11 protein-coding genes are annotated in these 14,305 nt (G+C 72.5%); 7 read left to right on the forward strand and 4 right to left on the reverse strand.

Translation table 11 applies throughout. The features are described from left to right. Nucleotides 1–196: 196 nt before the first annotated feature. The 4 genes from ABD652_RS07450 to ABD652_RS07465 all read left to right on the forward strand — a co-directional run bounded on the left by ABD652_RS07450 (nucleotide 197) and on the right by ABD652_RS07465 (nucleotide 6,305). Nucleotides 197–2,026, forward strand: a complete 1,830-nt coding sequence (locus ABD652_RS07450; protein WP_344719813.1) for a phosphoenolpyruvate carboxykinase (GTP) — start codon at nucleotides 197–199, stop codon at nucleotides 2,024–2,026. A gap of 134 nt (nucleotides 2,027–2,160) precedes the next feature. Beyond that, nucleotides 2,161–3,039, forward strand: coding sequence for an ABC transporter ATP-binding protein (locus ABD652_RS07455; RefSeq protein WP_344719815.1), 879 nt, complete (start codon nucleotides 2,161–2,163; stop codon nucleotides 3,037–3,039). A 69-nt stretch (nucleotides 3,040–3,108) separates the two neighbouring features. Then, nucleotides 3,109–4,158 carry an ABC transporter substrate-binding protein gene (locus tag ABD652_RS07460; RefSeq protein WP_344719817.1) on the forward strand — a complete coding sequence of 350 codons (1,050 nt, stop codon included), beginning with the start codon at nucleotides 3,109–3,111 and terminating at the stop codon, nucleotides 4,156–4,158. Next, the gene (locus ABD652_RS07465; protein WP_344719819.1) at nucleotides 4,155–6,305 is read left to right on the forward strand and encodes an iron ABC transporter permease; all 2,151 of its coding nucleotides are present in this window, start codon (nucleotides 4,155–4,157) and stop codon (nucleotides 6,303–6,305) included. Before ABD652_RS07460 ends, ABD652_RS07465 begins: the two co-directional genes overlap by 4 nt. A 33-nt stretch (nucleotides 6,306–6,338) precedes the next feature. Here ABD652_RS07465 and ABD652_RS07470 read toward each other — a convergent pair whose 3' ends face one another. Further along, nucleotides 6,339–7,880, reverse strand: coding sequence for an OFA family MFS transporter (locus ABD652_RS07470; protein WP_344719821.1), 1,542 nt, complete (start codon nucleotides 7,878–7,880; stop codon nucleotides 6,339–6,341). 220 nt (nucleotides 7,881–8,100) lie between these two features. On the opposite strand from ABD652_RS07470, the gene ABD652_RS07475 reads away from it, so the two are divergent. Further along, complete coding sequence (locus ABD652_RS07475) at nucleotides 8,101–8,832, forward strand: AIM24 family protein (RefSeq protein WP_344719823.1); 732 nt, start codon at nucleotides 8,101–8,103, stop codon at nucleotides 8,830–8,832. On the opposite strand, the gene ABD652_RS07480 is transcribed toward ABD652_RS07475, so the two are convergent. After that, on the reverse strand, nucleotides 8,833–10,248 hold the full coding sequence (locus ABD652_RS07480; RefSeq protein ID WP_344719825.1) for a phosphomannomutase/phosphoglucomutase: 1,416 nt from the start codon (nucleotides 10,246–10,248) through the stop codon (nucleotides 8,833–8,835). It lies immediately after the preceding gene. Nucleotides 10,249–10,374: 126 nt separating this feature from the next. On the opposite strand from ABD652_RS07480, the gene ABD652_RS07485 reads away from it, so the two are divergent. Beyond that, a complete protein-coding gene (locus ABD652_RS07485) occupies nucleotides 10,375–11,589 on the forward strand; it encodes an MFS transporter (protein WP_344719827.1) in 1,215 nt (404 codons plus the stop codon). An 89-nt stretch (nucleotides 11,590–11,678) separates the two neighbouring features. After that, the gene (locus ABD652_RS07490; protein WP_344719829.1) at nucleotides 11,679–12,728 is read left to right on the forward strand and encodes a hypothetical protein; all 1,050 of its coding nucleotides are present in this window, start codon (nucleotides 11,679–11,681) and stop codon (nucleotides 12,726–12,728) included. Nucleotides 12,729–12,809: 81 nt separating this feature from the next. On the opposite strand, the gene ABD652_RS07495 is transcribed toward ABD652_RS07490, so the two are convergent. Together ABD652_RS07495 and ABD652_RS07500 are read right to left on the reverse strand one after the other, a co-directional pair. Next, nucleotides 12,810–13,712, reverse strand: a complete 903-nt coding sequence (locus tag ABD652_RS07495) for a hypothetical protein (protein WP_344719831.1) — start codon at nucleotides 13,710–13,712, stop codon at nucleotides 12,810–12,812. Nucleotides 13,713–13,806: 94 nt separating this feature from the next. Further along, nucleotides 13,807–14,097, reverse strand: a complete 291-nt coding sequence (locus tag ABD652_RS07500) for a YrhK family protein (RefSeq protein ID WP_344719833.1) — start codon at nucleotides 14,095–14,097, stop codon at nucleotides 13,807–13,809. Between the last annotated feature and the right edge of the window lie 208 nt (nucleotides 14,098–14,305).

The following is a 14,305-nucleotide window of genomic DNA, read 5'->3' on the forward strand; positions in this document are numbered from 1 at the left end:
CTGAAGTGGAGGGGTGCGGACCACTACAGTATGAGCACCTGCTGGATCACAGATGTGGGCTTCGGCGGACACGACGGCGTGTCCGACGATCGGCTCCGGCTCACCGGCGAGACGGAGAGGGTCCGCCCTGCATCGCGGATGGCCCAGCAGCGCCCGCAGGACCCGACGGAGGGAAACAATGGTCGCCACCGTTGCAATGACGCCCGGTGCTGACATCGTCGCGGAGTCGCCGACGACGCACACAGCCCTGAACGAATTCGTCAGCCAGATCGCGGAGCTGACGACCCCCGACCGCATCCACTGGGTGGACGGCGGGGAGGCCGAGAACCGACGGCTCACCGACGAGCTCGTCGCCGCCGGCACCCTGACCCGGCTCACCAGCCCGGAGTTCCCGAACTCCTACGCCGCCTTCTCCGACCCCTCCGACGTCGCGCGCGTGGAGGAGAGCACCTTCATCTGCTCCGAGCGCGAGGAGGACGCCGGCTTCACCAACAACTGGCGTGACCCTGAGGAGATGCGCCGGACGCTGAGCGGCCTGTTCTCCGGTTCCATGGCCGGGCGGACGATGTACGTCATCCCCTTCGTCATGGGTCCGCTGGACGCCGCGGATCCGAAGTTCGGCGTCGAGATCACCGACTCGGCCTACGTGGTGGCCTCGATGCGCATCATGACGCGCATCGGCGCGCGGCCGCTGGCGCGGATGGAGGAGCTCGACGCCGAGTTCGTCCCCGCGGTGCACTCGGTCGGGGCGCCGCTGGCCCCGGGCGAGCAGGACGTCCCGTGGCCGTGCCACGACGACAAGCACATCGTCCACTTCCCGGAGACCCGCGAGATCTGGTCCTTCGGCTCCGGCTACGGCGGCAACGCGCTGCTGGGCAAGAAGTGCTTCGCGCTGCGCATCGCCTCGGTGATGGGGCGCGACGAGGGCTGGCTGGCCGAGCACATGCTCATCCTCAAGCTCACCAGCCCCCAGGGACGCACGCACTACATCTCCGGGGCCTTCCCCTCCGCCTGCGGCAAGACCAATCTGGCGCTGATCGACCCGACGCTGGAGGGCTGGACGGCCGAGACCCTCGGCGACGACATCACCTGGATCCGCCCCGGCGACGACGGCGAGCTGCGCGCGATCAATCCCGAGACCGGATACTTCGGCGTCGCCCCGGGCACCGGCTGGAGCACCAACGCCAACGCCATGCGGGCGATCGCGAAGGGCAACTCCATCTTCACCAACTGTGCGCTGACCGACGACGGCGGCGTCTGGTGGGAGGGCCTGACCGAGGAGCCGCCGGCGCATCTGATCGACTGGAAGGGCGAGGACTGGACGCCCGACGCCGATCGGCCGGCCGCCCATCCGAACGCGCGGTTCTGCACTCCGATCGAGCAGACCGACATGCTCGCCGAGGAGTTCCACGCCCCGGAGGGGGTCACGCTGGACGCGATCCTCTTCGGCGGCCGGCGGAAGACCACGATCCCGCTGGTCACCGAGGCTCGCGACTGGACCCACGGCATCTTCTTCGGCGCGACGCTGTCCTCGGAGACCACCGCCGCCGCGGCCGGCGAGGTCGGCCGGGTGCGGCGCGACCCGATGGCGATGCTGCCGTTCATCGGCTACGACGCCGGCGACTACCTCAAGCACTGGATCGAGGTCTCCGGCGCCGCCGATCCGGAGAAGCTGCCCGGCATCTTCCTGGTCAACTGGTTCCGCCGCGGCCGGGACGGCAAGATCGCCTGGCCCGGCTTCGCGGAGAACACCCGCGTGCTGACCTGGATCATCGCGCGGCTCGAGGGCCGTGCGGAGGCGCGTGAGACGCCGATCGGGCTCACTCCGACTCCGGAGTCGCTGGAGCTCGAGGGCCTGGACATCTCCGACGAGGCGCTCGAGGACTCGCTGCGCGTCGACCCCGCGGAGTGGAGGGCCGAGCTCGACGACATCGAGGTCTGGTTCGACCGCTTCGGCGACTCGATGCCGCAGCCGATCCTCGACGAGCTGCAGCAGCTGCGCGAGCGGGTGGACGCGGCCGGCTGATCCGGGAGCTCGTCCGCTGAACGACTCCGTCCATGCGGGAGAAGAGGTCGGCCCCCGCCGCCTGTGCGGCGGGGGCCGACCTCTGTCCGGAAAAAGGTGAGGCGCGCCTGCCTGTTATTAGGTAAGATGCCCGTGTGCGAAATTCAACGGACCAGGCTCGCAGCACTCCGCTCGACGGCCGCGGCGTCTCCGTGGCCTACGGCGCCCGCCGTGTGGTGCACGACGTCGACGTCGCGCTGCGCCCCGGCGGCGTCACCGCGCTGATCGGCCCCAACGGCAGCGGCAAGACCACGCTGCTGCGCGGGCTCTGTCGGCTGTCCGACGCCGAGGGGGAGATCAGCCTCGACGACGTCGACGCCGCCTCGTACTCGCCGCGCGCCTTCGCCCGGCGGCTCACCGTGCTGGCCCAGCAGCGCCCGACGCCGACCGGGCTGACCGTCGTCGACGTCGTCGGCTTCGGCCGCCATCCGCACCGTCGCCGCCTCTCCCGCGTCGACCCCGGCGGGGCCGAGGCCGTCGAGCGCGCCATGGCGCTGGCCGGCCTGGAGGAGCTCGCGCACCAGCCGGTCGCCGAGCTCTCCGGCGGCCAGCTGCAGCGCGTCTGGCTGGCGGCCTGTCTGGCCCAGCAGACCGACGTGCTGCTGCTGGACGAGCCGACCACCTTCCTGGACCTGAAGCACCAGATGAGCCTGCTGGACCTCATCCGCGACCTCGTCGACGACCACGGGCTGACCATCGGGGTGGTGCTCCACGACCTCGAGCAGGCCGCCGACATCGCCGACCACGTCGTGCTCCTCTCCGAGGGCGAAGTCGTCGCCGCCGGGGCGCCGACGGAGGTGATGACCTCCGATCGGCTCAGCCGCGTCTACGACGTGCCCGTCGACGTCGTCGAGATGCCCGACGGGCGGCTGACCGTGCGCGCTCGGCGCACCGGCCGTCGCGCCGCCGCCTCGGCGGCCCGCGCCGAGATCGCCGGTGCCGCCGGCGAGGAGGCCCTCGCCGTGCCGGCCTGACCTGTTCGACATACCCTCCGCGGGCCCGCACCAGGCCCGTCCGTCCATCCCGACCGAAGGAACCCCTCGATGTCCTCCACCGTCCTCCGCTCCGCCCAGCCGGTGCGCCTGCTCTCGCTCGCCGCCGTCGCCGCCCTCTCGCTGACCGCCTGCGGCACCACCGACGTCGGCGGCTCCGAGGAGGAGTCCTCCGGCGACGCCGGCCCGATCACCGTCACCGACCACTCGGGCGAGGAGGTCACCCTCGAGGAGCCCGCCGATCGCGTGGTCACGCTCGAGTGGGCGCAGACCGAGGACGTCGCGACGCTCGGCGGCGAGCAGGTCGGCATCGCCGACGCCGAGACCTTCGCGCAGTGGAACTCCGCCGTGGAGCTGCCCGAGGACGCCGTCGACGTCGGCCAGCGTCAGGAGCCCAGCCTGGAGGCGATCGGCCAGGCGAATCCGGACCTGATCCTGGGGTCGGCGAACTCGGTGCCGCAGGACCAGATCGAGGATCTCGAGGAGATCGCCCCGGTGGTCCTGCTGACCTCCGCGGACACCGAAGACCCGCTGGGCACGATGGAGGAGAACTTCCGCACCACCGCCGAGCTGCTGGGGTCCGAGGAGAAGGCCGACGAGGTCTGGAGCGAGTACGAGCAGACGCTCGACGACGCTCGGTCCACGCTGTCCGAGGCCGGCGCCGAGGGAACCCCGTTCACCGTCTCCTACGCCAGCGTGGAGGGCAACACCGCCACCTTCCGCATGCACGGCTCGGGCGCGCAGGTCCAGGCACTCGGTGAGGAGATCGGACTGACCACCGCCTGGGAGAAGTCCGGCGACGAGATCTGGGGCATCAGCGAGTCCGACGTCGAGGGGCTCAGCGCACTGCCGGAGGACACGCTGTTCTACCGCTGGCTCGGCACCGAGGAGTCGGACGACGCGCTGGAGCCGCTGGAGAACAACAGCGCCTGGACCTCGCTGGGCTTCGTCGAGAACGACGCCGTCGAGCAGCTGCGCGGCCAGTGGATCTACGGCGGACCGGCCTCCTCGCAGCAGGTCGTGGAGCACCTGGCCGAGACGGCCGCTGAGCACGCCGAGGAGGACACCGGGGAGGACACCGGGGAGAACGCCGGCGCATGAGCCTGCCCGGCACCCGCACGGCGTCGTCGCCGGTCCTCGACGACAGCGGCGCTGACGCCCCGCCGCGCCGCGACGCCCCGGCGCGGGCCCGGGCGGCGGCGACGGCCGCATTGGTCCTCGGCGCCGCCGTGCTGGTCGTGCTGGCCGCCGTGCACCTGACCCAGGGGACCTCCACGGCGACGCCGGCCCAGCTGCTCTCCGCGGTCTTCTCCGACCCGGCGGCCGCCGAGGACCCCACCAGGCAGCTGCTGCGCGGCATCGCGCTGGACTCGCGGCTGCCCCGACTGGTCGGCGGGCTCGTCGTCGGCGCCGCGCTGGGCGCGGCCGGCTGCGCGCTGCAGGCGATGACCCGCAACCCGCTGGCCTCGCCGGATACGCTGGCCGTCAACGCCGGCGCCCACCTGGCGCTCACCGCCGCGGCCGCCTTCGGGCTCTCGCTGCCGATGCTCAGCTCCGCGGCATTGGCCTTCCTCGGCGGGCTGGCCGCCGCCGGGGCGGTGCTGCTGCTCGCCGGCTTCTCCGAGCAGGCCCCGATCCGCCTGGTGCTGGCCGGCACCGTGGTCGCCCTGGGGATGAGCTCGGTGACCGCGGCGCTGATGATGCTCTACTCCCAGTCCACCCAGGGACTCTTCCTCTGGGGCGCGGGGACGTTGAACCTGGCCGGCATGGACGGGCTGCTGCCGCTGCTGCCGGTCATCGGCGTCGCGACGCTGGGCCTGCTGCTCCTGGCGCGCAGCACCGACATGCTCGGCCTCGGCTCCGACGCCGCGCAGAGTCTGGGGGTGCGGGTCGCGCGGCTGCGGGCGCTGCTGCTGGTGCTCTCCGTGGTGCTGGCCGCCGCGGCGGTGACCATGGTCGGGCCGCTGGGCTTCGTCGGCCTCTGCGCCCCGGCCATCGTCCGGCTGCTCGCCGGCCGACTCACCCGTTTCGGCCGCTTCACCTGGGCCGTGGCCGGCTCGGCGCTGCTCGGCGCGCTCATCGTGATCGCCGCCGACGTCGGCGTCCGGGCGCTGGCGGACTGGGCGGGGGAGAGCACCCTCGGCGTCTCCATCCCTACCGGCGTGGTGACCTCGCTGCTCGGCGCGGTCTTCCTCATCGTGCTCGCCCTGCGCATGCCGGCGACCGGCGGCGGCCAGGAGATCAGCGCCGTCGCGCTCCCCACCGGCGTGGGGCTGCGACGTCGGGTGCTGATGCTCGTCGCCGCCGCGGCGCTGGTGGCCGTGCTCGCCGGCGCCGGGATGCTGCTGGGGGACTGGTGGCTGCGGCTCGGCGATCTGCAGCTGTGGCTCTCCGGAGAGGCCGCCCGGGCCATCGAGCTCTCGCTGGACTTCCGGGCGCCCCGCGTCGGGGCGGCGCTGCTGGCCGGCGGGGCGCTGGCCCTGGCCGGCGCCCTGGTCCAGACCGTCACCCGGAATCCGCTGGCCGAGCCGGGGATCCTCGGCGTGGCCGCCTCCGGCGGCGCCGGGGCGGTGCTGGCGCTGATCGTCCTCGGCACCGGGACCTGGTCGATGTCGGCCGGGGCGACAGTCGGCTCGCTGGTCGCCGGGGCTGTGGTCTTCCTGCTCGCCGGCGGGAGGCGCAGCTCTCCGCAGCAGGTCGTGCTCGTCGGCATCGGGCTGATGACCGCCGCGCAGGCGCTCACCCAGCTGATGATCTCCTCGGCCATGCCGCATCAGCAGGCGATTGCCATCGCCTTCCTGGGCGGCTCGACCTTCGGCGCCGGCGGCGAGGACCTGGTGCCGATCCTGGTGATGCTGCTGGCCGCGATCCCGGTGGTCTGGCTGCTGCGCCGGGACCTGGACCTGATCTCGCTGGACGACCACACCCCGCAGGTGCTCGGCGTGCGCACCGCCCGAGTGCGTTCGACGGTGCTGCTGCTGGCGGTGCTGCTCTCGGCGACGGCGGTGATCGGCGTCGGGGTGATCAGCTTCGTCGGGCTGGCCGCCCCGCATATGGCCCGGATGCTCGTCGGCCGCGACCACCGGTGGTTCGTCCCGCTGGCCGTGCTGCTGGGCGCGGCGCTGGTCTCGGTCTCGGACACCTTCGGGCGCACGGCCATCGCGCCCGACCAGCTGCCGGCCGGACTGGTGGTCGCCGTCCTCGGCCCGCCGTATCTGCTCTGGCTGCTGCGCCGCCGCACGCCGTGAGCCCCGGCCGGCGGCGAGGCTCGCCGCGCGTGCTCAGCTGAAGAGCTTCAGAGCGCTGCCGGCGGTCTGCAGCACGCCGTAGACCAGCGGCAGCCCGACGATCGCCCAGGGCAGCCACACCGGCACCGGCGGGGCCCCGGCGGGTGTGACGGCCGGCGCCGTCGGCCCGCCCGCGTCCCCGGCCGGCGCCGTCGACGTCGGCTGCTCCGCCGAGTCGACGTGGTGGCGGGTGTGCACGGCGCGGACCAGCAGATTCGCCAGCAGCCCGACGACGAGCAGGACGACCATGGTGAACAGCGCCGGCCGGTAGTCGGCGGCGACGAGGTCCCCCGGCTCGCCGCGGGCGTCGAGGAAGCCGTTGATGATCAGCGGGCCGACGACGCCGGCGGCGGACCAGGCGGTGAGCAGCCGGCCGTGGATCGCCCCGACCTCCAGCGTGCCGAAGAGGTCGCGCAGGTAGGCGGGGATCGTGGCGAAGCCGCCGCCGTAGAAGCTGATGATGACTCCGGCCAGCACCACGAACAGGATCACTGAGACCTGCCCCTGGGCGGCCAGGAGCGTGTAGAGCAGCACGCCGCCGCCCAGGTAGATCAGGTAGGTGACCTTGCGCCCGACGACGTCGGAGGTCGAGGACCAGACGAAGCGCCCGAGCATGTTCATCAGGCTCAGCAGGCCCACGAATCCGGCCGCGGCGGCCGCGGAGATCGCGGTGGAGCCGTCGGTCCGGAAGAAGTCCCGGATCATCGGCGAGGCCTGTTCGAGGATGCCGATGCCGGCGGTGACGTTGCAGAAGAGCAGGATCCACAGCAGCCAGAACTGCGGGGTGCGGATCGCGGTGTTCGCCCGGACGTCGCCGTCGGTGACCAGGGAGCGCGTCGTGGCCTGCGACGGGTCGTAGCCGGCCGGCGCCCAGCCCGGCGCCGGCACGCGCACCAGCCAGGCGCCGAAGAGCATGACGGCCAGATACACCGCACCGAGCGTCAGGAAGAGGCCGCCGACGGCCGAGCCCGAGGCCGTGGCGGAGCCGGCCGGGGCGGTGTCATAGAGATTCAGCAGCGCCGAGGAGAGCGGGCCGGCGATCATCGCGCCGCCGCCGAAGCCCATGATCGCCATCCCGGTGGCCAGCCCGGGGCGGTCGGGGAACCACTTCATCAGCGTGGAGACCGGCGAGATGTAGCCGATGCCCAGGCCGACGCCGCCGATCACCCCGTAGCCCAAGTAGACCAGCCACAGCTGCGAGGTGTAGATCCCGGCCGCGCCGACGAAGAAGCCGGTCGCCCAGCAGACGGCGGCGACCAGCATCGCCCGGCGCGGGCCGTTGCGGTCGACCCAGGTGCCGAACAGCGCCGCGGAGAGACCGAGCACGACGATCGCGATCGAGAAGATCACGCCGACGGCGGTCAGGCTGGTGTCGAAGTGTGACACCAGGGCGGTCTTGTAGACGCTGGTCGCGTAGACCTGGCCGATGCACAGATGGATGGCCAGCGCCGCCGGCGGGATCAGCCAGCGGTTGAACCCCGGTTCGGCGGTGATGCGCTGCAGCGGGGCGGACCGTTCGGCCAGATCCACGGACATGGAACCCTCCTGGCGAGGTGTGATGGAGCACACGAGCTGGGGCGATATTACGCCGACGCAGGACGGGCTGTCGATCAGTCGCTGAGGTGGGCGGAGGCTCGCGCGGGCCAGGTGCGGCCGACAGCCGTTGCTCCGGTGCACACGCGCCGCCGAGACTGTCGCTGACTGCCGCGCCGCGGGCCGCGGCATGCTCGCACCGCCGCAGAGAGGGAGGGGAACGATGCGCAGCGAACTCTTCGCCGAATCCAACTACGAGGTCGAGGCCGCCGGGACGTTCGTCCGGCAGAACTCGAAGATGATGAAGATCGAGCTCTCCCAAGGCAACGTCAAGGCGCTGGCCGGGTCGATGGTCGCCTACCAGGGGGACGTGCAGTTCGAGCACCAGGGCACCGGCGGCTTCGGCAAGTGGCTGAAGCAGAAGGTGACCGGTGAAGGACTGCCGCTGATGCGCATCGGCGGCACCGGCGAGATCTTCCTGGCGAACAACGGCGCCGACGTGCACATCATCGACCTGGAGGGCGAGTCGATCTCCATCAACGGCCAGAACATCCTGGCCTTCAGCGACACTCTGCAGGACGACATCCAGATGGTCCGCGGCGCCGGCATGGCCTCCGGCGGGCTGTTCAACACCACGCTGACCGGCACGGGGCAGGTCGCCCTCTGCACCGACGGCCCGCCGCTGCTGCTGACCACCGGCGAAGCGGCGACCTACGTCGACCCCGACGCCGCAGTGTGCTGGTCGGCCGGGCTGAACATCCAGGTCAAGGCCGACATCGGGATGAAGGCGCTGATCGGCCGCACCTCCGGCGAGGAGTTCCAGCTGGGCTTCGGCGGCCAGGGCTTCGTGATCGTCCAGCCCAGCGAGAACATGCGCTTCGGCGGCCCGCAGGACGGCGGTCAGGAGCCCGGTCAGGAGGGCCCGCTGGGCGGGCTGGGCAACATCTTCCGCTGATCAGCCCTGCCGGACCAGCTCCAGGACCTCGTCGCGGACCTGCTCCATCACCCGGGCGGTGTGGCCCTCGCCGTTGAACCGCAGGAACGGCTCAGTGTTCGACGGCCGCAGGTTGAACCACCAGGTCCCGTCGGCCGCGCGGACGGTGAGACCGTCGAGTCGGGAGATCTCGACGTCGCGGTCGGCGAAGGCGGCCTCGACGCGTGCGGCGGCGGCCTGCTTGTCCTGCACCTGGGAGTTGATCTCTCCCGAGGCGGCGTAGGGGCTGTATTCGGCGGCCAGCTCGGACAGCGGCCGGGACTGTCCGCCGAGCGCGGCGAGGACGTGCATCGCCGCCAGCATGCCGGTGTCGGCGTTGAAGAACTCACGGAAGTAGTAGTGCGCCGAGTGCTCTCCGCCGAAGATCGCCTGCTCGGCGGCCATCACGGCCTTGATGTAGGAGTGGCCCACGCGGGTCTCCACTGCTCGGCCGCCCTCGCGCTCGACCAGCTCGGGCACCGCGCGGGAGGTGATCAGATTGTGGATGATCGTCGGGGACTCCTCGCCCTCGGCGCGGGCCCGGGCGATCTCCCGGCGGGCGACCAGCGCGGTCACCGCCGACGGCGGGACCGGCTCGCCCCGCTCGTCGACGACGAAGCACCGGTCGGCGTCGCCGTCGAAGGCCAGCCCGAGGTCGGCGTCGTGGGCGCGGACGGCGGCCTGCAGATCGCGCAGGTTCTCCGGCTCCAGCGGGTTCGCCGGGTGGTTGGGAAAGGTGCCGTCGAGCTCGAAGAACAGCGGCACGATGCGCAGCGGCAGCGCCTCGAGGTGCTCGTCGCCGAGCACCGCCGGGGTGGTCAGGCCCGACATCCCGTTGGCGGCGTCGACGACGACGGTCAGCTCCCGCGCTCCGGAGAGGTCGACCAGGCTGCGCAGATAGCGGGCATAGTCGGCCAGCAGCTCGGCCTGCTCGACCGGGCCGGGGCGGTCGACCTCCGGGATCTCCGCGCCGGCGTCGAGGGCGTGGAGATAGGTCTGGGCGGCGTCGCGGATCTCGGTCAGCCCGGTCTCGGCGGAGAGCGGCACGGCCCCGGCCTTCGACATCTTCATCCCGTTGTACTCGGCCGGGTTGTGGCTGGCGGTGAAGACCACCCCGGCGGCGTCGCGCTGGCCGGAGGCGAAGTAGAGCATGTCCGTCGAGATCCGGCCCAGCTGGGTGACATGCGCGCCGCGGGCCGCCGCCCCGGCGGTGAAGGCCTCGGCGAACTCCGCCGAGGAGGGCCGCATGTCGCCGCCGACCAGCACCTCGCGGCCGGCGAGGTCGAGGACGTCGACGAAGGCGGCGCCGACGGCGCGCACCGACTCGGCGGTGATGGTCTCGCCCACGAGCCCGCGGACGTCGTAGGCCTTGAAGGAGGAGGACAGATCGATGCTCACGCCTTCATCGTAAGTCAGTCCGCGGCCCGCGCCGGGTCGGACACCCGCGGCGCCGCCGGGACCGTGCCCGGGATCGTGCTCGGAGCGTGCCCCGTACCGGCGTCCGGTCGGCGTAGGCTGAGCGGAGTGAACGACGACGCCGCCCGCCCCGCCGACGCCCTCCGCCCGGGTCACGAACCGGGCACTGCAGGGTACCGCCGCCTGCTGGCGGGGTTGTTCTGCATCGGCGTCGCCACCTTCGCCCAGCTGTACTCGCCGCAGGGGCTGCTGCCGCTCATCGCCGTCGACCAGGGCGTCACCGCCGACCGGGCCGCGCTGACGATCTCCACGGCCACGCTGGGGCTGGCCCTCGGCGTCATTCCGTGGTCCTATCTCGGCGACGGGGCGGGCAGACGGCGCACGATGCTCTGGTCGGTGAGCCTGGCCTGCGTGTGTGCGCTGGTCGCCGCCGTCGTCGACGCCTTCCCGGCGGTGCTCCTCGCGCGCGGTCTGGAGGGGCTGATGCTCGGCGGGGTGCCGGCGCTCGCCGTCGCGCATCTGAACGCCGAGGTCAGCCCGCGGGCCGCAGCGGTCGCCGCCGGGACCTACGTCTCCGGGACGACTCTCGGAGGGCTGAGCGGCAGGCTGCTGGCCGCGCCGGTCGGCGAGGCGCTGGGCTGGCGGGCCGGCGTGCACGCGGTGACGCTGCTGGCCGGGATCTGCGTGCTGCTGGCGGTGTGGCTGCTGCCGCGCGCCCGGTGCGAGGTCCGCCGGGCCCGGGGGATCGGTGCGGCGTCCGCGGCGCTGACGGCGAACCTGCGCTCGCCGCGGCTGTGGGTCATCTACCTGCAGGCGATGCTGACGATGGGCGGCTTCGTCGCGATGTACAACTATCTCGGCTTCCACCTGACCGGACCGCCCTTCGGACTGCCGGTGTGGCTGACGGCCTTCGTCTTCCTGGCCTATCTGGCCGGCACCTGGTCCTCGCCCTGGGCGGGCCGGACGGCCGCCCGGCACGCGCGGCGACCGGTGCTGCTGGCCGGCAACGGGCTGATGATCGTCGGGGCGCTGCTCACGCTGGTGCCGCACACGGCGGCCGTCATCGTCGGGGCGGTGGTGCTGACCGGCGGGTTCTTCGCCGCCCATGCAGTGGCCGCCGGATGGGCCGGCGCGGCGGCGGTCGGCGGAGCCGCCCAGTCGGCCTCGCTCTACACGCTGGGGTATTACGCCGGGTCGTCGATCTTCGGCTATCTCGGCGGGACGTTCCTGCACCTGGGCGGATGGCCGGCCACGGTGGGGATGGTCGTCGGGCTGGCGGCCACGGCCACTGTGCTCGCCGCCGTCGTGCTGCCGCGGGACTGAGAGCGCCGGCCCGGGGCGCCGTCGGACCCCTGACCGGGGCGGCTGTGACGCCGCAGACACCGTCGGGATGCGTGCCCTAGACTGGCGGCGTGGAAATCATCGGAGTGATCGTTCTGGCCGTCCTGCTCGTGCTCGGCGTGCGCGTGCTCCTGGCTCGTCAGGGACGGCGGCTCAACCGGCGGATCGAGGACGCCGTGACGCCGGAGAACGCCCGCACCGCCGCGCTCGCGCTGACCGACGAGCAGCACCGCGAGGTCTACCGGGCCATCGCCGCCGAGGACGGGCGCCGTGCGCTCGCGACCTTCAAGCAGGCGACCGGCGCCGGCGTGCGGGACTGCATCATCGCGGTGCAGGCGCTGCACCAGTATCCGCAGCGCACGCCCTCCGAGCTGCGGCTGGAGGACGAGCTCTCCGGCGTCTCCGAGGGTCCCGAGGTCCGCGAGGAGCTCGTCGAGGACGCCATCGACGAGGTGCGCGACCAGCCCGACGACCAGTCCGACGACCAGGCGTCCGGCGGGACCGGAGACCAGGACGACGACGCCGGAGCGGATGCCGGGACGGATGCCGGGGCCGACGAGTCCCGGGACCGGCGCCGCGACCAGGACGACGACGGCGGCCCGGTGGCCGAGGCCGATCCCTACACCGGGCGCATCCTCGGCCCCAACGAGGCCGGAATCCCCGACATCCCCGGCGGGGAGCGGCAGGATGACCGCGCCGCGCGGGACGAGGACCAGACGGACGCGACTCCGGAGGACGACGAGTCGGCCGATCGCCCGGAGTCCGAGACCAGCCCCGGCGCCGCCGACGGCGAGCCCGCCGAGGACCCCGAGGTCGAGGAGAAGGCCCGTCGGCTGCTGGCCGAGTCGGAGTTCTCCCTGGACGAGGAGCTGACCGTCCCGGAGGAGTGGACCCGGCAGGACGCCCAGGAGGAGCCGGCCGGCTTCCACCTGGAGGTCCAGCGGGAGGGCGAGAAGATCACCCTCTCCCACGAGGATCTCGAGCCGTGGGTCCATGATCAGCTCTACGCGCTGCTGCGCGACGACCACGTCACCGAGGCGGCCCAGCTGCTCTCCGAGCACTCGCCGCTGACCGAGGACGAGGCGCATAAGTTCCTGGTGGTCTTCAAGAACCAGGGCTGACCGGGCCGGGGCTGGCCCCGGGCCGCGACCGTCGACTGGGCCAGGCCGCACGGGGCGGCCCGGCCGCCGTCGGACCGTCGATCACTGCTGCGGGAGCTGCTCCTGCAGATCCTCGACCTGCTGCCAGTCCTCGGGCAGGTCCTCAGGCAGCTGGTCCAGCTCCTCGCGGAGCTGATCGAGCTGCTCCTGGTCGAGCTCGCCGTCCTCGAGCCGCTGCTCCAGCTCCTCGGGCAGCTCGCTCGGGAACTGGCTGGGCAGCTCCGAGGGCAGATCGCTGGGGAGCTCGCTCGGCAGATCCCCGGTGTCGCCCGGCTCGGCGTCCTGCTGATCCTGTGCGCCGTCGCCTTCCTCGAGGCCGAACTCCTCCTCGAACTGCTCATAGTCGTCGAAGAACGTCATCACCGATGAGGCGATCATGATCGTCATGACCAGCGCGATGATCGTGCCCAGTGCGCCGGTGATGGCGCCGCCGATGCCCAGGCCGCGGCCGCGACGCTTCACCGCGGCGATGATGCCGACGATGACCGCCGCCGGGCCGAGCAGCAGACTGAGGAGCCCGACGAACGGGATGAACGAGAGCACCAGAGCGATGATGCCCAGCACCAGGGCGGTGACGCCCATGCCGGTGCGCTGCGGAGGTTCGCCGCCCCAGGTCGACGGGCCCGGCTGGCCGGCGCCGGGCGGATAGCTGCCGGGCGGCTGGGCGCCGCCGTAGCCGCCGCCGTACGTGCCCGCCGCCTCCTGCGGGGGATGGCCGGTCTGGCTGGTCGCGCCCCAGCCGGCCTGCGGGTCGTGCGGGACCGGGTAGGCCGGCTCGGGCCGGGCGGCGTCGGCGGAGCCCTGCGGTTCATCGACCGGCGGCTGCGGCGTGGCGGGGGCCTCGGCGTCGCGGTCCGGCCGGGCGCTGGCGCCGAAGGCCTCCTCGCCGTCGTTCCGGTCCTCGGGGTGCTCCGGGTGCTGGCGTCCCTGCGGGGTGTCGGTCATCGGATCCTCCTGCGGTGGGGCTCGTGCCGGGTTCTCGAGCGCTGACTCCAGTCTGCCAGCACCCTCGGCCGCGGACCGGCGCTCCCCGCCCTGATCAGAAGTCGCGGGCGGTCTCCGCACTGCGGGCGCCGACGCGGACCAGGTGGATGCGGCGGGTCAGGCGGATCACCGGCCGGATGAGCAGCTGGATGCTGCCGATGAGGAACAGCCAGGTCCCGACGACCGTGGTGCTGGTGAAGAAGAACAGCACGCTGCCGATGGTGAACCAGACGGCGATGAGGATGTCGTTGATGATGCTCAGGACCTCGTAGCGTCCGCGGATCACCAGTTCCTCGTGGCCGATGTGCAGCGTCAGCGGTCGAGATGATGTCGAGCGATCGGTCATGCGGCCAGGCTAGCCGGGGGAGGACGTCCGGGGGAGGGGCCGGGCGGCTGAGTCGACAGTGCTGCACACGTGGTGTGTCACGCCGAGGGCGCCTTCGCCCCATCCACCGCACATCAGGTGTGCATCTCGCGAGGTCGGAGCAGGCGCATACGGCGGTGTGCTGACACAGAAGACGTGCCGGGACATCGGATGAACGATGTCCCGGCAC

This window comes from Nesterenkonia halobia (assembly GCF_039536005.1).
In the GTDB taxonomy this organism is placed as follows: domain Bacteria; phylum Actinomycetota; class Actinomycetes; order Actinomycetales; family Micrococcaceae; genus Nesterenkonia; species Nesterenkonia halobia.

Bases quoted from the DNA above. Each gene is read 5' to 3' on its own strand.
- ABD652_RS07450 (WP_344719813.1), top strand. From the start codon at position 197: ATGACGCCCGGTGCTGACATCGTCGCGGAGTCGCCGACGACGCACACA.
- ABD652_RS07465 (WP_344719819.1), top strand. From the start codon at position 4,155: ATGAGCCTGCCCGGCACCCGCACGGCGTCGTCGCCGGTCCTCGACGAC.
- ABD652_RS07470 (WP_344719821.1), bottom strand. From the start codon at position 7,880: ATGTCCGTGGATCTGGCCGAACGGTCCGCCCCGCTGCAGCGCATCACC.
- ABD652_RS07475 (WP_344719823.1), top strand. From the start codon at position 8,101: ATGCGCAGCGAACTCTTCGCCGAATCCAACTACGAGGTCGAGGCCGCC.
- ABD652_RS07460 (WP_344719817.1), top strand. From the start codon at position 3,109: ATGTCCTCCACCGTCCTCCGCTCCGCCCAGCCGGTGCGCCTGCTCTCG.
- ABD652_RS07500 (WP_344719833.1), bottom strand. From the start codon at position 14,097: ATGACCGATCGCTCGACATCATCTCGACCGCTGACGCTGCACATCGGC.
- ABD652_RS07495 (WP_344719831.1), bottom strand. From the start codon at position 13,712: ATGACCGACACCCCGCAGGGACGCCAGCACCCGGAGCACCCCGAGGAC.